The following is a 19,243-nucleotide window of genomic DNA, read 5'->3' as shown; positions in this document are numbered from 1 at the left end:
CCCGCCTCAGCCCCGTCTCTTGAGCCCGACCGGCAGACACACGCGCATCCCGTCCGCCCCCACGGCCACCACCTCGACCTCCGTTCCGTAGACCTCGCGCATCATGGCGGCGGTGATGACCGCCTCCGGCGTGCCGAAGCGGGCCAGCCGCCCGCCGTGCAGCAGCGCCACCCGGTCGGCGATGGCAAAGGCCTGCTCCGGGTGGTGGGTGGAGAAGACCACCGTCAGCCCCTCGCCGCCCTCGCCGTCCGCCAGCCGCCGCACCTGCTCCAGCACGCGGACCTGATTGCCGAAATCCAGGCTGGCGGTCGGCTCGTCGAGCACCAGCACGCGCGGCGCCTGAGCCAGCGCGCGGGCGATCAGGGCCATCTGCCGCTCGCCGCCGCTGATGCGCAGCCAGTCACGCTCGGCCAGATGTCCGATGCCCAGCCGCTCCAGCGCGGCCTCGGCGGCGGCGTGGTCGGACGCGGCGGGGGCGCTGAAGGCGCCGCGGTGGGCGGTGCGGCCCATCAGCACCATCTCGCGCACGGTGAAGGGAAACTGCCCGGCTCCCGCCTGCGGGACATAGCCGAAGGCCAGCGCCCGGCGGCGCGGCGACCAGCCGGCGGTGTCCTCGCCATCGACGTGCACCCGCCCCCCGCGCGGCGGCAGCAGGCCGAGCAACGTCTTGAACAGCGTCGTCTTGCCGCCGCCGTTGGGGCCGAGCAGGCACAGCACCTCCCCCGCCGCCACGGCGAAGCCGACCCCGGCACCGACCACCCGCCCGCCGTAGCCGAAGGCGAGATCCTCCACCGACAGCCGCGCGCTCATGACCAGCCGCGCTTTCCGAAGGCGAGCAGCCAGAGGAAGACCGGCGTGCCGATCACCGCGGTCAGAACGCCCAGCGGCAGCTCCACCGGCCCCAGGCTGCGCGCCAGCGTATCCACCGCCAGCAGATAGGCCGCCCCCAGCAGCACCGCCGTGGGCAGCAGCCGGACGAAGGCCGGGCCGACCATCAGCCGGGCGAGGTGCGGCACCAGCAGCCCGACCCAGCCGACGATGCCGCTGACCGACACCGCGGCGGCGGTCATCAGCGTCGCCGCCGCGATCACCACCACCCGCACCACCCGCACCGGCACGCCGAGCGCCGTCGCCTCCTCGTCGCCCAGTGTCATGACGTCCAGCCGCCAGCGCAGCAGGACCAGCGGCAGCAGCGCCACCGCCACCGGTGGGACCAGCGCCGCGAGATCGCCGCGGTTGACCGCCGACAGGCTGCCGAGCAGCCAGAAGGTGATCGCCGGCAACTGGTTGTAGGGGTCGGCGAGATACTTCAGCAGCGCCACGCCGGAGCCCAGCAGCGCCCCGATCACCACACCGCCCAGCACCAGGACCAGCACCGGGTCGCGCCCCCGGATGGCCGAGGCGACGGCCAGCACCACCCCGACCGCCAGCAGCCCGCCCGCGAAGGCCATGCCCTGGATGGCGAGGACCGGCAGCGAGGCGAAGATGCCCAGCACCGCCCCCAGCGCCGCCCCCGACGACACGCCGAGGATGTCCGGCGAGACCAGCGGGTTGCGGAACAGCCCCTGATAGGCGGCGCCCGAGGCGGCCAGCCCCGCCCCGACCAGCATGGCGGTCAGCACGCGCGGGCCGCGGATGTCCCAGATCACCGTCTCCACCGCCGGGGCGACGGCGGCGCTCCCGAGCCCCAGCTTCGCCGCGAGCAGCCCGGCCAGTTCCCCCGGTGGGACGGGGTAGGCGCCGGTGCTGAAGGCGACGCAGACCGCGGCGACCAGCAGCGCGGCCACCCCGCCCAGCGTCAGCGCGAAGGGGACCTCACCCCGGCGGGCGGCTGCCGGCGAGGAGGGCGTCGATCTGCTGCGCGGTGGGCTCCCGGTGGTAGAAGAGGGCATAGAAACGTCGCGTCTCCTCGCGCAGATCCTCCGGAAACAGCTCCGGATAGAGGACGGCGCCCAGCCAGCGCAGGCCGAGCAGGCGGTTGGCGGCGGGCGGGGAATCGATCCAGGTGAAGGGCAGCCCCGGCGAGAGGTAGACGCGGCGGTCGCGCACCGCCTTCACCCCCTGCCACAGCGGGTCGGTCCACACGCTCTCGTAGAAGCCGCGGTCGATGGTGACGATGGCGTCCGGCTGCCAGGCCAGCACCTGCTCCATCGACACGTTGACCAGCCCGCCGTTGCCGAGGTTTTCCGCCGCGACGTTGCGCACCCCGGCGACGTCCAGCGCCTCGACGTTGATGGAGCCGCGGATGCCGGTCTGCAGGCCGCGCGGCCCGCGCGCCATGTAGACCTTCAGCCGCCGGTCCTCCGGCACGCCGTCGAAGCGCCGGCGCACCTCGGCCAGCGTCGTCTCGGCGTAGCGGGCCAACTCCTCCCCCCGCTCCGCCACGCCCATCAGCGCGCCGAGCGTGCGGAAGGTGCGCGGGGAGTCGGCGAGATGCCCGTCGATCAGCAGCGTCGGCACCCGTGTCTGCTCCTGCACGCGGTCGGCCAGCGAGACGAAGGTCGGGGCGGTGCTGCCGACATCGACGACGACGTCCGGCTTCGCGGCGACCACGGTTTCGAGGTTGACGGTGTTGCCTCGCCCGGTCAGCCGCCCCAGTTCCGGCAGGTCGGCGTAGCGGTCGGGCAGGAAGGGCCGCTCCGGCGGGCTGATCGCCCGCGTCCAGCCCAGCAGTGTCTCGGGCGCCAGCATGTAGACGACGACGGAGGCCGGCGGCCCGGCGGGGAACACGCGCTCCACCCGGTCCGGCAGAGCGACGCGGCGCCCGGACGAGTCCGTGACGACCCGCTCCGCCGCCGCCGGCCCGGCCAGCAGGGCGAGCAGCAGCCCGGTGCCCACGCCCAGCATCCATCCACGCCTGCCCGCACCACCCTCCATTCGCCACCACCTCCATGGACCCGTGTTCAAAGTCCCCTCTCCCCTCCGGGGAGAGGGTTTAGGGTGAGGGGGGTGCGCTTTTGCCGAACGCCGCGACACGCGCATCCCCCTCACCGGCCCTGCGGGCCACCCTCTCCCCAGAGGGGAGAGGGTTGGATTAACCGCCCCTCCAAAGCATGGGGTCTGCACCCGCCACCGTCCATAGGACAAGCACGCCAAGCCGCCCGCGAAGGTCACGCTTTGACCACGGGCGGCCTCCCCATCCGAACGGATAGGGTGCCGCGTTCTGCCCACAAAGCCCGTACCGCCCGATGACCGCATCCCCCCTTCGTCGCGCCACCCTCGCCGCCGCCGCCCTGCTCGCGCTGTCCGGCTGCGCCGGCTTCGGCTCGGCGGTCACGGGAGTGACCACGGCGGGCGTGGCGGCGACGGTCGGTTCGGCCACCGGCAACCCGGTGCTGGGCATCATCGCCGGCGCCGGGGCCAGCTACGGCATCGACCAGGGCGTGAAATACGCGGAGCGGCGGATCACCGACAACGTCCACAACGCCGTCGCCCGCGCCGCCGGTCCGCTCGCCGTCGGGCAGGCGGCGACCTGGACGGTGGAGGAAAAGCTGCCGCTGAGCGGCAAGACCGGCACCGTGCAGGTGGCCCGCGGCTTCGGCGAGGCGATCCCCTGTAAGGATGTGGTCTTCACGCTCGACGACGACCCGGACTTCAACGTCACCACCATCTGCCGGGCCAAGAACGGCCAGTGGCGCTGGGCGCTGGCCGAACCCGCCACCCGGCGCTGGGGCAGCCTGCAATAGCGCCCGGTCCATGCGGCGTACGCATGCGTTCAGCCATGTACGGGCGGCCCGCGTTGGGGTAAAGCTCCGCGGGCGTCTGCGTCACGGGAGTCCGCGCATGTTCACGGCCAAAATCCTACTTCTCGGCTCGGGCGAACTCGGGAAGGAGTTCGTCATCGCCGCCAAGCGCCTCGGCTGCGAGGTCATCGCCTGCGACAGCTACGCCAACGCCCCGGCGATGCAGGTCGCCGACGCGGCGGAGGTCTTCTCCATGCTCGACGCGGACGCCCTGCGCGCGACCATCGCCAAGCACACGCCGGACTTCATCGTGCCGGAGGTCGAGGCCATCCGCACCGAGGTGCTGCACGAGTTCGAGGACGCCGGCCTGACCGTCGTCCCCTCCGCCCGCGCCGCCACCATGACCATGAACCGCGACCGCATCCGCGAGGTCGCCGCGGTGGAATTGGGCCTGCGCACCTCCAAGTACCGCTACGCCGAAAGCCTGGAGGAGGTGATCGCCGGGGCGGAGCACACCGGCCTGCCCTGCGTCATCAAGCCGGTCATGTCCTCCTCCGGCAAGGGGCAGAGCACCGTCCGCACCGCGGCGGAGCTTGAGGCCGCCTGGACCTACGCCGTCGCCAACATGCGCGGCGACCGCCGGAAGGTCATCGTCGAGGAGTTCGTGCCCTTCGAGTACGAGATCACCCTGCTGACCGTCCGCACCCGCGAGGGCATCCTGTTCTGCGAGCCGATCGGCCACCGTCAGGAGCGCGGCGACTATCAGGAATCCTGGCAGCCGGTGCCGATGCCCGCGGCGCTGCTCGACGACGCCAAGGACATGGCGGCGAAGGTCGTGGACAATCTCGGCGGCTACGGCATCTTCGGCGTCGAGTTCTTCGTCACCAGGGACGAGGTCGTCTTCTCCGAGCTGTCGCCGCGCCCGCACGACACCGGCATGGTGACCCTGCTGTCGCAGAACCTGTCGGAGTTCGACCTGCACGCCCGCGCCATCCTGGGCCTGCCGATCCCGGCGATCCACGTTCATGGCCCAGCCGCCTCTGCCGTCATCCTGGCCGACCGCGAGGCCGAGCGCTTCGCCATCGAGGGTCTGGCCGACGCGATGCGCGTCGGCAACGCGGAGCATGACGTGGACGTCCGCCTGTTCGGCAAGCCGACGACCCGCAAGAACCGCCGCATGGGCGTGGCGCTCGCCGCCGGCACCGACACCGACGACGCGCGCGAGCGCGCGCTGAAGGCCGCTTCGGCGATCAGCATCCGCTACGAGTGACGTCGCGGAGCCGGGCGCGACCGACGATCTCCGACGGCGCGACCCGGCTGCGAACCGCCTCTCAGCGCAAAGCCGCGCCGATCATCGGATAGAGAACGTAGATCCCGAAGAGCGCCACCCCCAGCAGGGTGAGCAGACTCCGGAACCCCGCCCGCCAGCCGCCGTCCGCGCGGTGAAGGTCCAGGTAGTGGGTGAGAATCCGGTCGGCCTTGACGGTGGCCGCGGCGAGGACGAGTCCGACCCCGAGCGGGCCGAGAGTGCCGGTGCCATGCCCCGCCCACATCGAGACGGCGGTGAGCAGCATCAGCATCACCCAGGTGCGTGTCAGGATGGCCATCGCCTCACCTCAGCAGATAGACGATGGGGTAGAGCAGCACCCAGATCAGGTCCACCATGTGCCAGAAGGCGGCCCCGGTCTCCAGGTTCTCCAGACTGTCCCACCATGTGACGATGCCCAGGATGACGATCCCCGCGGCGACGTGCATCGCGTGGAAGCCGGTCAGCAGATAATAGAGCTGGAAGAAGCTGTTGGTCTCCAGCGTCAGGTCCCGGCCGATCTTGTCGCCGTACTCGACCGCCTTGATGGCGAGGAACACGCCGCCGAGGGCCATCGCGCCGAGCATCGCCACCCGGTGGGAGCGGCCCAAGGCCCGGCGCCGCACGGCGACGGCGACCAGCCATCCGCTCGTCACCAGAACCATGGTGTTCACGCCGCCGAGCAGACGGTCCAGCTGCGCCTGCGACGCGTCAAAGGTCGCCGGGTCCAGCGCGCGCGTCACCGCGAAGCCGATGAACATCGCCCCGAAGACCGCCAGCTCCCCCAGGATGAGAATCCACATCATGGGGTTGCCGGGCAGGCTGGAGAGAGGCCCCCAATCGGCGGCCTCCCCGTCCGCAGCGTCCTCCGCAGCGACGACCGCCGTCGGCGCGGAAATCTCCGTCATGTCCGCTGTCCTTCCGGAAGTGATGACCGGAAGGGACCATGACGCGGGAGACGGACGCCGTCTTTGCCCAGGGGCAAACTCGCGGCCGGTTGCCGATCAGCTGGCGCTGATCAATTGGCGCCGGTCACTGATAGCCGCCCTTGTCCGCACGCTCCCGCGCCGCGTCCTCCTGGGCCTTGGTCATCTCGTCCTTGCTCGCCGCCGGCTGGTCGTCGGGCTTGCCGGTCGCGCGGTCGTTCTCGGCTTGCGGTTGGGAGTCGGTGTTGCGGTTGTCGCCCATCGCGTCATCCTCCGGCATGAGGCGGGCCGCTGCGGCCCGCCGTAAGCCTCAGCAACACCCCCGCGCGCCGGTCGTCTCGCCCCGCTCACAGGATCAGGCGACGATGCCGGCGTCGTGCAGGCGGCCGATCTCGGCCGACGGCAGGCCGAGCAGGTCGGCCAGCACCGCGTCGGTGTCCTGCCCCAGCACGGGCGCCGGCCGGTGGTCGGTGCGCTCACCCAGGCCGGGGAAGCCGAGGGGCGAGCCGGGGACCAGCAGCGACCCGACCTCCGGCTGCTCGACCTCGCGGAACAGCGGGTTGGCGGTGGAGCAGCGCGCGTCCTCCGCCACCAGCTGGCCGAAATCCCGGTACGGCCCCCACAGCACTCCCGCCCCGGCGAAAGCGCTCTCCACCTCGGCCAGGGTGCGGGCGGCGAACCAGGGGGCGAGCACGGCGGAGATGGCGTCGCGCGCCACGAAGCGCCCGCCCTCGTCGTTCATGTCCACGTCCATCAGCGGGCCGATCATCGCCAGCCGCTCGGTCAGCCCGGTCGCCTTGCCCAGCGCCTTCCACTGGCGGTTGGAGATGGCGACGACCATCGCCCGCCGCCCGTCGGCGGTGGCGAAGTCGCGGCCGTAGGCGCCGTAGAGGTCGTTGCCCATCGGCGGCCGCACCGCGCCGTTGACCCGGACGTCGGCGAGGTAGCCGAGGTTGCCGACGGTCGCCAGCATGACGTCGGCCAGCGCCACGGTCACCTCCTGCCCGCGCCCGGTGCGGCGGCGGTGCCGCTCCGCCGCCAGCAGGCCGGTCGCCAGATAGAGGCCGGCGGCGACGTCCCAGGCCGGCAGCACATGGTTCACCGGCTCGCCGCCGCGGCCGGTCGCCATCGGGAAGCCGCTGGCGCAGTTGACGGTGTAGTCGACCGCCGCCGACCCGTCCGGGTTGCCGGTCAGCCGCAGCATGATCAGGTCGTCGCGCTTGGCCGACAGCGCCTCGTAGCCCATCCAGCCGCTGGCCGGCAGGTTGGTCAGCAGGAAGCCCGCGTTCTCGCCCGAGGCGGTGATGATCGCCTGGGCGATCTCCCGCCCCTCCGGCCGGTCGAGCGCCAGCGTCACCGACCGTTTCGCCTTGTTCAGCGCGGTCCAGTAGAGGCTGGTGCCGTTCGGCGCCACCGGCCAGCGCCGATAGTCGATGTTGCCGCCGATGGGGTCGATGCGGATCACCTCCGCGCCCAGCTGGGCCAGCGTCATGCCGCCCAGCGGGGCGGCGATGAAGGCCGACACCTCGACGACGCGCAGATCGGAGAGAAGCGAGGACATGGGAGTCTCGATCCAGATGGAAACAACGTAGTGGACGGGTGCCCCCACCCCGGCCCTCCCCCGCTGGGCGGGGGAGGGAGATTTTCACGAGAGCGGCGGCAGTCCCCTCCCCCGCCCAGCGGGGGAGGGTTAGGGTGGGGGCTAACGGCCGACGCGCCTTACACGCAGCGCCCGCCGTCGATCTCCAGCACCACGCCGGTCAGGAAGGCCGCCTCGTCCGACGCGAGGTAGAGGGCGGCGTTGGCGACGTCGGTCGGCTGGCCGAGGCGGCCCAGCGGCACGATGCCCATCATGCGCGCGCGCTTCTCCGGGGTGTCGCCGCCCATGAAGGTGGCGAGCAGCGGCGTCTCGGTGGCGACCGGGGCGAGCGCGCAGACGCGGATGTTGTCGGGCGCCAGCTCCAGCGCCAGCGACTTGGTGATGTTGTGCACGGCGCCCTTGGTCGCGTTGTACCAGACCAGGCCCGGACGCGGCCGTAGGCCGGCGGTGGAGCCGAGGTTCAGGATCACGCCGGACTTCTGCGCCCGCATAGTCGCGACGACCGCCTTGGAGTAGAGGTAGATCGACTTGACGTTCAGCGCGAAGACGCGGTCGAACTCCTCCTCCGTCACGTTCTCGAACGGGCCGTTGGCGTGGGTGGAGCCGGCGTTGTTGACCAGGATGTCCAGCCGCCCGAACTTCTCGACGGTGGCGGCGATGGTCATCTCGACGTCGGCCAGCTTGGTCACGTTGGCGGCGATCCCGATGGCGGACTCGCCCAGCCGTTCGGCGACGGCCTTGGCGGCGTCGCCGTTGATGTCCACGACCGCGACGCGGCCACCCTCGCGCACGAAGGTCTCGGCCATCGCGAGGCCCAGCCCCTGCGCCGCACCGGTGATCAGGGCGACCTTGCCGTCCAGACGCTTCGTCATTCTTGTTTCCTCCCCAAGGGATTATGTGGTGATGGGGAGGCTATCCGCGCCGCACCGGCCGTGCTATGGACCATCCGTCATAGCTGCTATCAGCCCGCACAGCCGGTCATGACCATCGCGTCAGGATGACCATCGCGTCAGGGCGCGCTGTTCTCCCCGGCGCTGCCGGGGGCGACGACCTTGCCCTTGAGCACGCCGTTGGCGACGCATTTCGCCACCTCGGCGTGGATCAGCCGCAGCAGGGCGCGCGTCGCCTTCGACACCGGCTGGTGCAGTGGCGTCGCGGTGACGAGCATGGCGTGCATGTCCTTGGAGCTGATTTCGCGGGCGATCAGCCGGCCCTGGCGCACCTCGCGGTGGACGGCGCCGAAGGGCAGGATGGTCGAGCCCATGCCCTCTTCCACCAGCTGCTTGATGGCGGTGACGGAATCGATCTCCATGTCGACCTGGAGGTCGATGTCGGCCCGCCGCACCGCGGCGTCGACCACCCGGCGCAATCCGTTCTCCAGCCCCGGCAGGACGAAGCGCAGGCCGCCCAGCGTCTCCACCTCGACCGGCCCGTCGTCGCCGGCCACCGCGTCCTTGGCGGGCTGGACGAGCAGAAGATTTTCGACGAGCAGCGGCGAGGACAGCATGCTGCGCCCCCGCCGGGCGTCGTAGAGCACGGCGAGGTCCAACCGCCCGCCCTCGACCCATTCCAGCAGCGTGCCGCTGAACACCTCGTGGATGCGCAGCGTGGCGTCGGGGTAGTTCTCGTGGAAGCGGCGGGCCAGCGGCGCCCCCAGCGTGGCGCAGATCGACGGGGGAAGTCCCAGCGTGACCGAGCCGGTCAGCCGTTCCGACTGGTCCTGGATCTCCTCCTTGATCTCCGACAGCGCGCCCAGCAGATGGCGCACCACGTCGTAGAGCTTGCGCCCCTGCTGGGTCAGCGAGACGCCGCGGCCATGGCGGTAGAACAGGCTGGTGCGCAGCTCATGCTCCAGCTTCTGGACCTGCCGGCTGAGCGCCGGCTGGGTGATGCCAAGCTTGACCGACGCCTTGGAAAAGCTGCCAAGGTCGGCCACCTGAACAAAGTAGCGCAGTTCCAGAAGTTCCATCGGAGGACAGGTCTCGTCGTTCGGCCTCCGCGTCGGATAGCGAATACGCCGGTATGACACAAGCGGAGTCCTGGCAGGTCAGTCCTGCCCGGTCCTCCGCCGTGTCTGGCGATCAATTGCGCCGGGTGAGCAGACCGCGCGCCACAACCTGGGCCTGGATTTCCGCCGCCCCTTCGAAAATATTCAGAATACGGGCATCGCACAGCACACGGCTGATCGGATACTCGACCGCGTAGCCGTTGCCGCCGTGGATCTGCACCGCGTTGTCGGCGTTCGACCAGGCGACGCGCGCGGCCAGCAGCTTGGCCATGCCGGCCTCGATGTCGCACCGGCGGTCGCTGTCCTTCTCGCGCGCGGCGAAGTAGGTGAGCTGGCGGGCGATCATCGTCTCCACGGCCATCCAGGCGATCTTGCCGGCCACCCGCGGGAAGGCGGCGAGCGGGCGGCCGAACTGGAGGCGCTCCTGGGCGTAGCGCAGACCAAGCTCCATCGCGTTCTGCGCCACGCCGACGGCGCGGGCGGCGGTCTGCACGCGGGCGGATTCGAAGGTCGCCATCAGCTGCTTGAAGCCCTGGCCCTCGACGCCGCCCAGCAGGTTGTCGCGCGGCACCGCGAAGCCGTCGAAGCCGATCTCGTACTCCTTCATGCCCCGATAGCCGAGAACCGGAATCTCGCCGCCGCTCATGCCCTCGGCTGGGAAGGGGTCGGCCTCGGTGCCGCGCGGCTTCTCGGCCAGCAGCATCGACAGGCCGCGGTAGCCGGGGGCGTCCGGATCGGTGCGCACCAGCAGGGTCATCAGGTCGGAGCGGCTGCCGTGGGTGATCCAGGTCTTCGCCCCGGTGACGCGGTAGGTGTCGCCGTCCAGCACGGCGCGGGTGCGCAGACTGCCCAGGTCGGAGCCGGTGTTGGGCTCGGTGAAGACGGCGGTCGGCAGGATCTCGCCCGACGCGAGGCGCGGCAGCCAGCGCGCCCGCTGCTCGGCGGTGCCGCCCAGGCGGATCAGCTCGGCGGCGATCTCCGCGCGGGTGCCGAGCGAGCCGACGCCGATGTAGCCGCGCGACAGCTCCTCCGTCACCACGCACATGGCGAGCTTGCCCATGCCGAGCCCGCCGTCCTCCTCCGGCACGGTCAGGCCGAAGACGCCCATCTCGGCCATCTGTTCGACGACCGGCATCGGGATCAGCTCGTCCTTCAGGTGCCACTCATGGGCGTGCGGCTCCACCACGTCGGCGACGAAGCGGCGGAACTGCTCACGCACCATGTCGAGCGCCTCGTCCTCCAGCGCCGCCTCGCCGAAGCCGCCGCCGTGCAGCGCGTCGGCCAGCCGCTCGGCGATGCGCAGCCGCAGGGCGGAGGCGTTGCCGGCGGCGATCAGCCGGCGCACCGCCTCGGTGCGGAAGGCGGCGCGCTCCGCGTCGTCCAGCCCGAAATCGGCGGGGCGGACGATCTCGCCCTGGCTCATCGCCAGACCGCCGTCGAGCTGGGCCAGATACTCGCCGAAGGCGGCCTGGAGCATGCAGGCCTCCAGCTCGCCCAGCCGGCCGGCGCGGTCCAGCCGCTCCGCCCAGCCCTGCATCTGGCGCAGCGCCTCGGCATAGGTCGCCACCCAGGCGAAGCCGTGCGCCGCCACCTGATGGCGGTCGAGCGCCGCCGCATCGACGCGCCCGTCCGGCGCCACCAGCGCGGCGACGCCGCGCTCGGCGGCCTCGGCCAGCCGCGCCACCGCGTCGAGCGCCGCCGCCGTGGTGGACAGCAGCTCGGGCAGCGGAAGCGGGCCGTTGGAGGTTGGGGTGGACGACATGGCGGGTTTCCTCGGTGCGTGTTGTTTTGGTGTTGTTCTTGCTCAGTCCGCCGCGATGGTCTCGCGGGGCGGGAGGGACGCGGCGATCCCGGCGAAGGCCTGCTCCACCAGCCGGCGCTGGTCGGCCTCGTGGTCGCCGTGGAAGCTGCCGGCGGGCGACGCCGCCTCGTCGCGGGCCACGCAGGCGACGCGCGGCTCGGCACAGCCGGCGGCCGCGCGCAGCGCCTCCAGACGGCGGTCCAGATAGGTCCAGGCGCCGAGATTGCACGGCTCCTCCTGCACCCAGGCGCAGGACGCGCCCGGCCAGCGGCGGAACAGCGCCGACAGAGCGGCGTCGGGCAGAGGGTACAGCGATTCCAGCCGGACCACCGCCACGGCCTCGGCGCCGCGCTCGGCCCGCTCGCGCTCCAGCTCGTAGGCCAGCTTGCCGCTGCACAGCAGGATGCGCTCCACCCGCGCCCCAGTGGTGACGATCACCGGCTGGAAGGCGGTGCCCGGCGCGCAGTCGGCCAGGGTCGACACGGCGGCGGGCAGGCGCAGCAGCGTCTTCGGGCTCAGCACCACCAGCGGCTTCCGGTCGCGGCGCAGCATCTGCCGGCGCAGCAGGTGGAAGTAGTTGGCCGGGGTCGAGGGATGGGCGACGCGGATGTTGTCGCGCGCCGCCATCTGGAGGAAGCGCTCCGGCCGGGCGGAGGAGTGTTCCGGCCCCTGCCCTTCCAGCCCGTGCGGCAGCAAGATGACGAGGCCGGAAGGCTGGCGCCATTTGTCCTCGGCGCTGACGATGAACTGGTCGATCATGATCTGCGCGCCGTTGGCGAAATCGCCGAACTGCGCCTCCCAGATCACCAGCGCGTCGGGCCGCTCCAGGCTGTAGCCGTATTCGAAGCCGAGGACGGCGTATTCCGACAGCGGGCTGTTGACCACGTCGAAGCGCGCCTGCTCCACACCGAGGTGATTCAGGCTGACATGGCGGCGCCCGGTGACGGTGTCGGTCAGCGCGAAATGGCGGTGCGAGAAGGCGCCGCGCACCACGTCCTGGCCGGTCAGCCGCACCGGCGTCCCCTCGGCCAGCAGCGTGGCGAAGGCCAGCGCCTCGCCGGTCGCCCAGTCCAGCGGCTCATCGGCGCGGCGGCGGATGACGCGCTCCACCTTGCGGTCCACGGCCAGCCCCTCGGGAATGGCGGCCAGCGCCGCCAGCAGCCCGCGCAGCCGGTCGTCGGCGATGCCGGTGTCCGGTTCGGCGGGAGCCGCGCCGGCCGGGGCGAAGGGCGCCCAGCGCCCGCCGGGAAAGCCGTCGTGGTTCGGCCGATGGTCGGCGGCCGCGGCCAGCGCCTCCTGGAAGCGGGTCTTGTGCCCGGCGGCCAGCGCCTCGGCCTCCTCGGGGCCGACCAGCCCGTCGGCGGCCAGACGCTGCGCGTAGAGGGCGCGGGCCGGCGGGTGGGCGTCGATCGCCTTGTAGTCGAGCGGCTGGGTGAAGCGCGGCTCGTCGATCTCGTTGTGCCCATTGCGGCGGTAGCCGACGAGGTCGATCACCGCGTCGCGCCCGTGCGCCTGCCGGAAGGCCACGGCGAGGTCGGCGGCGCGCAGCGCGGCGTCGGGATCGTCGGCGTTGACGTGCAGGATGGGGCTGTCCACCGCCTTCCACAGGCCGGTGCAGTGGAGCGAGGTCCGCGCCTCCTCCCGCTCGGTGGTGAAGCCGATCTGGTTGTTGACGATGACGTGGATGGTGCCGGCGACGGTGAAGCCGGGAACGCCGGACAGTTGCAGCGCCTCGGTCACGCTGCCCTGGCCGATCACGCTGGCGTCGGTGTGCAGCAGCACGCAGAGCACCCGCCTGGCCTCGCCGCCCTGGTCGCGCTCCAGGTCCTGGCGGGCCCGCGCGCGGCCCAGGGTGACCGGGTTGATCGCCTCCAGGTGCGACGGGTTGGGCGACAGGGTCAGGGCCAGCGACCGCTCGCCAAACGAGAGGTTGCTCTCCACCCCCATGTGATAGGGCACGTCGGCGGGAACCGGCGGGTCGGCCAGGAAGGGGTGCATGCCCTTGATGCCGGCGAACAGCTCGACCAGCGGCTTGCCCAGCGCGTTGGCCATCAGGCTGAGCCGGCCGCGGTGCATGGTCCCGACCTGCACCTCGGTGACGCCCGCCGCCGCCGCCGCCGCGAGGATGCGGTCGAGCAGCGGGATCAGCGTCTCCATGCCCTCCGCCCCGAACCGCTTCTTGGTCGGGTAGCGGACGCCGAGCAGCCGTTCGAACTCCTCCGCCGCGGTCAGCAGCGCCAGGGCGCGGCGGCGCGCCTCGGCGGGCGGAGCGGTCTCCGCCCCCTCGTAGGCGTCGCGCAGCCAGGAGCGCAGGGCCGGATCGTCGATGTGCGCGGTCTCCAGCGTCAGCGTGCCCTGGTAGAGCCGGCGCAGGCGCGCGGTTTCAGCGTCCTCGGACGCGGAGGATGCGGGAGGCGCGGCGCGGCCCAGCGGGTCGAGCGCGGCGGTGGCGTGGCCGCGCTGGCGGATCTCCTCCTGCCGCAGCGGAACCGTTGGATCGCCGGCGGAGACGCCAGCCGGCGTTCCGGCGGGAACGGCGCCCAGCTCGTCCAGGATCTGGAAGACGGCGCGCCAGCTCACGTCCACCGACGCGGGGTCCTCGCGGAAACGCTCCTGCAACGCTTCGAGATAGGCGGCTCCGGCGGCGTTGAGCGGGGAGGACGGCCTAGACATGGCGCACACCGTTCATGCGATTGAACATCCGTCGGTTTGATGGCGGTCGGAGACCAGTTGCCTCCAGCTTATCGACCCATCGCGCGGTGCGGAGCGCACGGCGTGCCTGTAACAGATATTCATTGCGGGCATAGCAAACCGTCCGCGTCCGCACCGGTCGGGGCGGGATCGTGCGGGTTTCGGGTGAAACCGTTCGTGTCGCTGATGGCTTGCCGCGCTTATGGCTGATATGCCGGCAATACGCATTCCGCTGTGCGGCCGCCTGATCCACTGTCAGGGTCACCACACTCTCCCCGGCCATCCACCGGGGGCCAAGCGCCTCGGGCCGGCATCGCCTCGTCCGGGCAACAAAAATCTCGGCCACAAAAATCTCGGGAGGAAGATCCACATGAAGCGCCGTCAATTCTTCAAGGGTGCCGCCGTCGTTGCCGGCGCCTCCACCCTCGCCGCCCCGGCCATCGCCCAGTCGGAGCCGACGATCCGCTGGCGCTGCGTGTCCAGCTTCCCGAAGAACATCGAGGTGCTCTACGGCAGCGCCGAGGTGATGGCGAAGAACATCGCCGAGGCCACCGACGGCAAGTTCCAGATCCAGGTCTTCGCCGCCGGCGAGCTGGTCCCGGCGCTGCAGGCGCTCGACGCCGCCAGCAACGACACGGTTGAGATGGCGCACACCGCCTCCTACTACTATGTCGGCAAGGACCCGAGCTTCGCCTTCGGCTGCTGCCTGCCCTTCGGCCTGAACACCCGCCAGCAGAACGCCTGGTTCTACCATGGCGAAGGCGGCAAGCTGCTGGAGGAGTTCTACGCCGGGCACAATCTGAAGGCGCTCGCCGGCGGCAACACCGGCGCCCAGATGGGCGGCTGGTTCCGCAAGGAAATCAAGAGCATGGAGGACCTCAAGGGTCTGAAGTTCCGCATCTCCGGCCTCGGCGGCCAGATCCTCTCCAAGCTGGGCGTCGTGCCGCAGCAGGTCAGCGGCGGCGACATCTACCCGGCCCTGGAGCGCGGCACCATCGACGCCGCCGAGTTCAACGGTCCCTACGACGACGAGAAGCTCGGCCTCTACAAGATCGCGCCGAACTACTACTACCCGGGCTGGTGGGACGGCACCTCGCTCCAGCATTTCTTCATCAACACGAACCGCTGGAACAGCCTGCCCAAGCATTATCAGGCGGCGCTGACCTCGGCGGCGGCACTCGCCAACGTGGACAGCGTGGCGCGCTACGACGTGCTGAACCCGGCGGCGCTGAAGCGCGTGGTGGAGAAGGGTGCCAAGCTGCGCGCCTTCCCGCAGGACGTGCTGCAGGCCAGCCACAAGGCGGCCATGGAGCTCTACGACGAGCTGTCGGACAAGAACCCGACCTTCAAGAAGTTCTACGAGAGCTACCGCCGTTTCCAGGCGGACTCCAACCTGTGGAACCAGGCGTCGGAATACGCCTACGACAGCGCCGTCCTCCGCCTCGCCCGGCGCTGATCCGGCACGTCCTCAACCATGACCGGGGAGCGGGCCCGCCGCTCCCCGGTCATGGCATCGTCGCGTTCCGCGCGACCGGCTTTTTCGGGAGGGCCTGCCCACCATGCCGAGCCCCAACGCTTCCCCCTTCATGACGGCCCTGGTCGGGGCCTGCCGGCTGGTCGACGCGGTCACCGCGCGGCTGGGCAAGGCGATATCCTGGCTGATCGTGCTGGCCATCCTGGTGTCGGCGGTCAACGCCGTCGTCCGCAAGACCTTCGACGTCAGTTCGAATTCGTGGCTGGAACTGCAATGGGTGCTGTTCGCCGCGGTGTTCCTGCTCTGCTCCCCCTGGACGCTGAAGGAGGACGAGCACATCCGCATCGACATCGTGAACGCGCAGCTCGGCAAGCGCGCCCGCGACACCATCGACCTGTTCGGCCATCTGACCTTCCTGCTGCCCTTCAGCTTCGTGATGCTGGTCACCTCCTGGCCCTTCGCCCTAGCATCCTACGCGATCGAGGAGCAGTCGATGAACGCCGGCGGCCTGCCGCAATGGCCGGCGAAGATGCTGATTCCGTTGGGCTTCACCGTTCTCTTCATCCAGGGCCTGTCCGAGCTGGCCAAGCGCGCCGCGATCATGTCCGGCCATCTGGCGGACGACAACCACCGGGCCGGCGGCCATCAGGCGGCGGCCGAGGCCGAGGCGGAACGGCTGCTGGCGGCCGAACGCGAGCGCACCTCCCACCCCGACACCCTCCCCAGCCGGTGACCGCGCGATGAGCACGACCTCTCCCTCCCTTTCGCCGCGCGCCGTCCGGCTGTCCGTCATCTCCCTGGTGCTGCTGGCGGTGGTCGCCGTGGCGCTCTACGTGCTGCCGGTGCCCGGCGCCGCGGCGCTCGCCGAACAGGACGGCTGGCGCGGCTGGTTCGGCCACAACATGGCGCCGATCATGTTCGCCACGCTGGTCGGCATGCTGCTGCTCGGCTATCCGGTGGCCTTCGCACTGGCCGCCAACGGGCTGCTGTTCGGCCTGATCGGCATCGAGATCGGGCTGTTCCGCCCCGACCTGTTCCAGGCACTGCCGGAACGCGTCTACGGCACGATGAACAACGACGTGCTGCTGGCCGTGCCCTTCTTCACCTTCATGGGGCTGGTGCTGGAGCGGTCCGGCATGGCCGAGGACCTGCTCGACACCATCGGGCAGCTGTTCGGCTCGATCCGCGGCGGTCTGGCTTACGCGGTGATCTTCGTCGGCGCCCTGCTCGCCGCGACGACGGGCGTGGTCGCCGCGTCGGTGATCTCGATGGGCCTGATCTCGCTGCCGATCATGCTGCGCTACGGCTACGACCGCCGTCTGGCGTCGGGCGTCATTGCAGCGTCGGGCACGCTGGCCCAGATCATCCCGCCGTCGCTGGTGCTGATCGTCATGGCCGACCAGCTCGGCCGCTCGGTCGGCGACATGTACGAGGCGGCCTTCGTCCCCGGCCTGCTGCTCGCCGGCCTCTACGCCCTCTACGTCTTCGTCGTTTCGATGATCTGGCCCAAGGCCGCCCCCGGCCTGCCGCCGGAGGCCATCGCCCACCGCGAGCCGAACGGCGCGCGCGGCGTCTGGCAGCTCGGCCTGCTCGCCCTGTTCTCGGGCGCGGTCGCCACCTGGGTGATGGGCCGCACCGATGTCAAGTCGGGCGCCGACTACGTCGTGCTTCTGCTGTCGGTGGCGGTGCTGGTCGCCTTCCTGGCGGCCGCCTTCAACCGCGGCTTCGGCGCGCAGCGCCTCGTCCTGCAGTCCGTCGCCACGGCGGCGCTGACCGCGGTGGCGGCGTGGCTGACGGTCAACGAGTGGACCACCCTGGCCCTGATCGGCGATTCCATCGCGGCGGGCGCGCTCTACGCCCTGACGGTGGCGGTGGTGGAGCGGGCGACCGGCCGGCGCCTAATCTCCCGCATGGCCGAACAGGCGACCTTCGTCATGGTGCCGCCGCTGGCGCTGATCTTCCTGGTGCTGGGCACCATCTTCGTCGGCCTCGCCACCCCGACCGAGGGCGGCGCCATGGGCGCGGTCGGCGCGCTGGCGCTCGCGGCCATGAAGAAGCGGCTGAATCTCGACATGGTGCGGCAGGCGACCTACGCGACGGCCAAGCTGGCCTCCTTCGTGCTGTTCATCCTGATCGGCGCGCGGGTGTTCTCGCTGACCTTCTACGGCGTCAACGGCCACATCTGGGTCGAGGAGCTGATGGTCTCCCTGCCCGGCGGGCAGATGGGCTTCCTGATCGCGGTCAGCGTGATGGTCTTCCTGCTGGCCTTCTTCCTCGACTTCTTCGAGCTGGCCTTCATCGTCATCCCGCTGCTGGCCCCGGCGGCGGATCGCCTGGGCATCGATCTGGTGTGGTTCGGCATCATCCTGGCGGTGAACATGCAGACCAGCTTCATGCACCCGCCCTTCGGCTTCTCGCTGTTCTTCCTGCGCTCGGTGGCGCCGAAGCTGCCCTACATCGACCGCATCACGAAGAAGGAGACGGCCCCCGTCCTGACCAGCCAGATCTACTGGGGTGCGGTGCCCTTCGTGGTCATCCAGCTCGTCATGGTGGCCCTGGTGATCGCCTTCCCGCAGATGGTCATGCATTACAAGTCGACCGCCACCAAGCTCGACGACAAGCAGATCGAGGAGCAGTTCAAGGGCCTCGGCGGCGATCTGAACGACGACCTGCCGCCGCTGGAATTCAAGTGAACGAGACCGGGAAAGGGAGAGCGACATGCGCATCGCCGTCGTAGGAGCCGGAGCCGTTGGCGGCGCGCTGGCCGGGTATCTCGCCGCCACGGGCCGGCACGAGCTGTCGCTGCTGGCCCGCGGCGCCCATCTCGCGGCGATCCGCGAGAACGGGCTGACCGTGCAGACGCCCAAGGGCACGCTGACCAGCCGGCCGCGGGCCAGCGATTCCTCCGCCGACCTCGGCCCGCAGGACGTGGTGATCGTCACGGTGAAGGGGCACGGGCTGCCGGCCCTGGCCGCGTCCTTCCCGGCGCTGTGCGGGCCGGACACGCTGGTGGTGGCGGCGCAGAACGGCATTCCCTGGTGGTACCTGTACGGCGCTGGCGACGGCGTGACGCCGGAACCGCTGGAGGTGGTCGATCCCGGCGGCGCCATCTGGTCGGCCATCGGCCCGGAGCGGGTCGCCGCCTGCGTGATGGAGGTGCTGCCCGCCCGCATCGTCGAGCCGGGCGTCGTCGCCCACACTGCGCTGCCGGTGCTGGCCTTCGGCGCCCCCCGGCCCGGCGACCACGCGGAAAAGCTGGCGGCCCTGGCCGACTCCTTCAACGCGGCGGGCGCCACCGCCCGCCTGCCCGCCGACATCCGCGTGACGCTGTGGAACAAGCTGATGCTCAACATGGCGGTCGGCCCGACCAGCGTGCTGACCGGCGCCACCATGGGCGCCATGGAGCAGGCCCCCGGCATGGCCGCCGTCCAGGGCCGGCTGATGCGCGAATGCCTGAACGTCGCCCATGCCTGGGGCGTCGCCCTGCCCGACGACATCGACGAGCGGCTGAGCCGGGGCAGCGGCGTGCCCGGCCACAAGCCGTCGATGCTCCAGGATTTCGAGGCGGGGCGCAGCATGGAGATCGACCCCATCGTGACCACCGTCCTGGAGCTGGCCCGCCGCCGCGGCGTGCCGGTGCCGACCATCGAAACATTGTGGGCGCTGACCGCCCTGAAGGAGCGGGTGGCGCGCGCCTGAGCGCAGGACGCCACCAGCCCCCTCCCCAACCCTCCCCCGCTTTGCGGGAGAGGGT

The 19,243-nt window shown here is 71.1% G+C and carries 17 protein-coding genes; 6 read left to right on the top strand and 11 right to left on the bottom strand.

Annotation, left to right across the window (positions count from 1 at the left end; translation table 11 throughout):
• Positions 1–6: 6 nt before the first annotated feature.
• Genes ACWPN5_RS09710 through ACWPN5_RS09700 form a run of 3 tightly spaced genes read right to left on the bottom strand, consistent with a single transcriptional unit; the run spans position 7 to position 2,847 of the window.
• The gene (locus ACWPN5_RS09710; RefSeq protein WP_145690261.1) at positions 7–810 is read right to left on the bottom strand and encodes an ABC transporter ATP-binding protein; all 804 of its coding nucleotides are present in this window, start codon (positions 808–810) and stop codon (positions 7–9) included.
• Complete coding sequence (locus ACWPN5_RS09705; protein ID WP_247888528.1) at positions 807–1,892, bottom strand: FecCD family ABC transporter permease; 1,086 nt, start codon at positions 1,890–1,892, stop codon at positions 807–809. Before ACWPN5_RS09705 ends, ACWPN5_RS09710 begins: the two co-directional genes overlap by 4 nt.
• The gene (locus tag ACWPN5_RS09700; protein WP_492295308.1) at positions 1,816–2,847 is read right to left on the bottom strand and encodes an iron ABC transporter substrate-binding protein; all 1,032 of its coding nucleotides are present in this window, start codon (positions 2,845–2,847) and stop codon (positions 1,816–1,818) included. The genes ACWPN5_RS09705 and ACWPN5_RS09700 overlap by 77 nt, the downstream gene beginning before the upstream one ends.
• A 341-nt stretch (positions 2,848–3,188) precedes the next feature.
• Here ACWPN5_RS09700 and ACWPN5_RS09695 point away from each other — a divergent pair, with 341 nt between their 5' ends.
• Together ACWPN5_RS09695 and purT are read left to right on the top strand one after the other, a co-directional pair.
• On the top strand, positions 3,189–3,686 hold the full coding sequence (locus ACWPN5_RS09695) for a hypothetical protein (protein ID WP_145690263.1): 498 nt from the start codon (positions 3,189–3,191) through the stop codon (positions 3,684–3,686).
• A 97-nt stretch (positions 3,687–3,783) separates the two neighbouring features.
• Positions 3,784–4,953, top strand: a complete 1,170-nt coding sequence (purT, locus tag ACWPN5_RS09690) for a formate-dependent phosphoribosylglycinamide formyltransferase (RefSeq protein ID WP_492295307.1) — start codon at positions 3,784–3,786, stop codon at positions 4,951–4,953.
• A gap of 61 nt (positions 4,954–5,014) precedes the next feature.
• Here purT and ACWPN5_RS09685 read toward each other — a convergent pair whose 3' ends face one another.
• The 8 genes from ACWPN5_RS09685 to ACWPN5_RS09650 all read right to left on the bottom strand — a co-directional run bounded on the left by ACWPN5_RS09685 (position 5,015) and on the right by ACWPN5_RS09650 (position 13,997).
• Positions 5,015–5,290, bottom strand: coding sequence for a cytochrome C oxidase subunit IV family protein (locus ACWPN5_RS09685; protein WP_145690265.1), 276 nt, complete (start codon positions 5,288–5,290; stop codon positions 5,015–5,017).
• 4 nt (positions 5,291–5,294) lie between these two features.
• Complete coding sequence (locus ACWPN5_RS09680; protein ID WP_492295306.1) at positions 5,295–5,897, bottom strand: cytochrome c oxidase subunit 3 family protein; 603 nt, start codon at positions 5,895–5,897, stop codon at positions 5,295–5,297.
• A gap of 124 nt (positions 5,898–6,021) precedes the next feature.
• Positions 6,022–6,195 carry a hypothetical protein gene (locus tag ACWPN5_RS09675; protein WP_492295305.1) on the bottom strand — a complete coding sequence of 58 codons (174 nt, stop codon included), beginning with the start codon at positions 6,193–6,195 and terminating at the stop codon, positions 6,022–6,024.
• Between the two features lie 75 nt (positions 6,196–6,270).
• Positions 6,271–7,476 carry a CoA transferase gene (locus tag ACWPN5_RS09670; RefSeq protein WP_492295304.1) on the bottom strand — a complete coding sequence of 402 codons (1,206 nt, stop codon included), beginning with the start codon at positions 7,474–7,476 and terminating at the stop codon, positions 6,271–6,273.
• A gap of 158 nt (positions 7,477–7,634) precedes the next feature.
• Entirely contained in the window at positions 7,635–8,387 is a 753-nt protein-coding gene (locus ACWPN5_RS09665) for a glucose 1-dehydrogenase (RefSeq protein ID WP_145690268.1), read from the bottom strand.
• Positions 8,388–8,524: 137 nt separating this feature from the next.
• Positions 8,525–9,484 carry a LysR family transcriptional regulator gene (locus tag ACWPN5_RS09660; RefSeq protein WP_014199620.1) on the bottom strand — a complete coding sequence of 320 codons (960 nt, stop codon included), beginning with the start codon at positions 9,482–9,484 and terminating at the stop codon, positions 8,525–8,527.
• 112 nt (positions 9,485–9,596) lie between these two features.
• Positions 9,597–11,285 (bottom strand): acyl-CoA dehydrogenase family protein, encoded by a 1,689-nt coding sequence (locus tag ACWPN5_RS09655; RefSeq protein ID WP_492295303.1) that lies wholly within the window; start codon positions 11,283–11,285, stop codon positions 9,597–9,599.
• Positions 11,286–11,327: 42 nt separating this feature from the next.
• Positions 11,328–13,997 carry a 2-oxoglutarate dehydrogenase E1 component gene (locus ACWPN5_RS09650; protein ID WP_492295302.1) on the bottom strand — a complete coding sequence of 890 codons (2,670 nt, stop codon included), beginning with the start codon at positions 13,995–13,997 and terminating at the stop codon, positions 11,328–11,330.
• 388 nt (positions 13,998–14,385) lie between these two features.
• On the opposite strand from ACWPN5_RS09650, the gene ACWPN5_RS09645 reads away from it, so the two are divergent.
• From ACWPN5_RS09645 to ACWPN5_RS09630, 4 genes are all read left to right on the top strand, one after another.
• The gene (locus ACWPN5_RS09645) at positions 14,386–15,471 is read left to right on the top strand and encodes a TRAP transporter substrate-binding protein (protein WP_200479249.1); all 1,086 of its coding nucleotides are present in this window, start codon (positions 14,386–14,388) and stop codon (positions 15,469–15,471) included.
• Between the two features lie 103 nt (positions 15,472–15,574).
• The gene (locus ACWPN5_RS09640) at positions 15,575–16,222 is read left to right on the top strand and encodes a TRAP transporter small permease subunit (protein ID WP_492295301.1); all 648 of its coding nucleotides are present in this window, start codon (positions 15,575–15,577) and stop codon (positions 16,220–16,222) included.
• A 169-nt stretch (positions 16,223–16,391) separates the two neighbouring features.
• The gene (locus ACWPN5_RS09635) at positions 16,392–18,182 is read left to right on the top strand and encodes a TRAP transporter large permease (protein WP_492296373.1); all 1,791 of its coding nucleotides are present in this window, start codon (positions 16,392–16,394) and stop codon (positions 18,180–18,182) included.
• 25 nt (positions 18,183–18,207) lie between these two features.
• A complete protein-coding gene (locus tag ACWPN5_RS09630) occupies positions 18,208–19,188 on the top strand; it encodes a ketopantoate reductase family protein (protein ID WP_492295300.1) in 981 nt (326 codons plus the stop codon).
• Positions 19,189–19,243 lie beyond the last annotated feature (55 nt).

It is taken from the genome of Azospirillum sp. UENF 211521, from assembly GCF_058780535.1.
This window is presented reverse-complemented; position numbering and strand designations above follow the sequence as displayed.

What these genes read in the sequence shown, in the direction of transcription:
- ACWPN5_RS09710 (WP_145690261.1), bottom strand. Translation starts at nt 810, where the DNA reads ATGAGCGCGCGGCTGTCGGTGGAGGATCTCGCCTTCGGCTACGGCGGG.
- ACWPN5_RS09705 (WP_247888528.1), bottom strand. Translation starts at nt 1,892, where the DNA reads ATGCCCTCTTCTACCACCGGGAGCCCACCGCGCAGCAGATCGACGCCC.
- ACWPN5_RS09700 (WP_492295308.1), bottom strand. Translation starts at nt 2,847, where the DNA reads ATGCTGGGCGTGGGCACCGGGCTGCTGCTCGCCCTGCTGGCCGGGCCG.
- ACWPN5_RS09695 (WP_145690263.1), top strand. Translation starts at nt 3,189, where the DNA reads ATGACCGCATCCCCCCTTCGTCGCGCCACCCTCGCCGCCGCCGCCCTG.
- purT (WP_492295307.1), top strand. Translation starts at nt 3,784, where the DNA reads ATGTTCACGGCCAAAATCCTACTTCTCGGCTCGGGCGAACTCGGGAAG.
- ACWPN5_RS09685 (WP_145690265.1), bottom strand. Translation starts at nt 5,290, where the DNA reads ATGGCCATCCTGACACGCACCTGGGTGATGCTGATGCTGCTCACCGCC.
- ACWPN5_RS09680 (WP_492295306.1), bottom strand. Translation starts at nt 5,897, where the DNA reads ATGACGGAGATTTCCGCGCCGACGGCGGTCGTCGCTGCGGAGGACGCT.
- ACWPN5_RS09675 (WP_492295305.1), bottom strand. Translation starts at nt 6,195, where the DNA reads ATGCCGGAGGATGACGCGATGGGCGACAACCGCAACACCGACTCCCAA.
- ACWPN5_RS09670 (WP_492295304.1), bottom strand. Translation starts at nt 7,476, where the DNA reads ATGTCCTCGCTTCTCTCCGATCTGCGCGTCGTCGAGGTGTCGGCCTTC.
- ACWPN5_RS09665 (WP_145690268.1), bottom strand. Translation starts at nt 8,387, where the DNA reads ATGACGAAGCGTCTGGACGGCAAGGTCGCCCTGATCACCGGTGCGGCG.
- ACWPN5_RS09660 (WP_014199620.1), bottom strand. Translation starts at nt 9,484, where the DNA reads ATGGAACTTCTGGAACTGCGCTACTTTGTTCAGGTGGCCGACCTTGGC.
- ACWPN5_RS09655 (WP_492295303.1), bottom strand. Translation starts at nt 11,285, where the DNA reads ATGTCGTCCACCCCAACCTCCAACGGCCCGCTTCCGCTGCCCGAGCTG.
- ACWPN5_RS09650 (WP_492295302.1), bottom strand. Translation starts at nt 13,997, where the DNA reads ATGTCTAGGCCGTCCTCCCCGCTCAACGCCGCCGGAGCCGCCTATCTC.
- ACWPN5_RS09645 (WP_200479249.1), top strand. Translation starts at nt 14,386, where the DNA reads ATGAAGCGCCGTCAATTCTTCAAGGGTGCCGCCGTCGTTGCCGGCGCC.
- ACWPN5_RS09640 (WP_492295301.1), top strand. Translation starts at nt 15,575, where the DNA reads ATGCCGAGCCCCAACGCTTCCCCCTTCATGACGGCCCTGGTCGGGGCC.
- ACWPN5_RS09635 (WP_492296373.1), top strand. Translation starts at nt 16,392, where the DNA reads ATGGCGCCGATCATGTTCGCCACGCTGGTCGGCATGCTGCTGCTCGGC.
- ACWPN5_RS09630 (WP_492295300.1), top strand. Translation starts at nt 18,208, where the DNA reads ATGCGCATCGCCGTCGTAGGAGCCGGAGCCGTTGGCGGCGCGCTGGCC.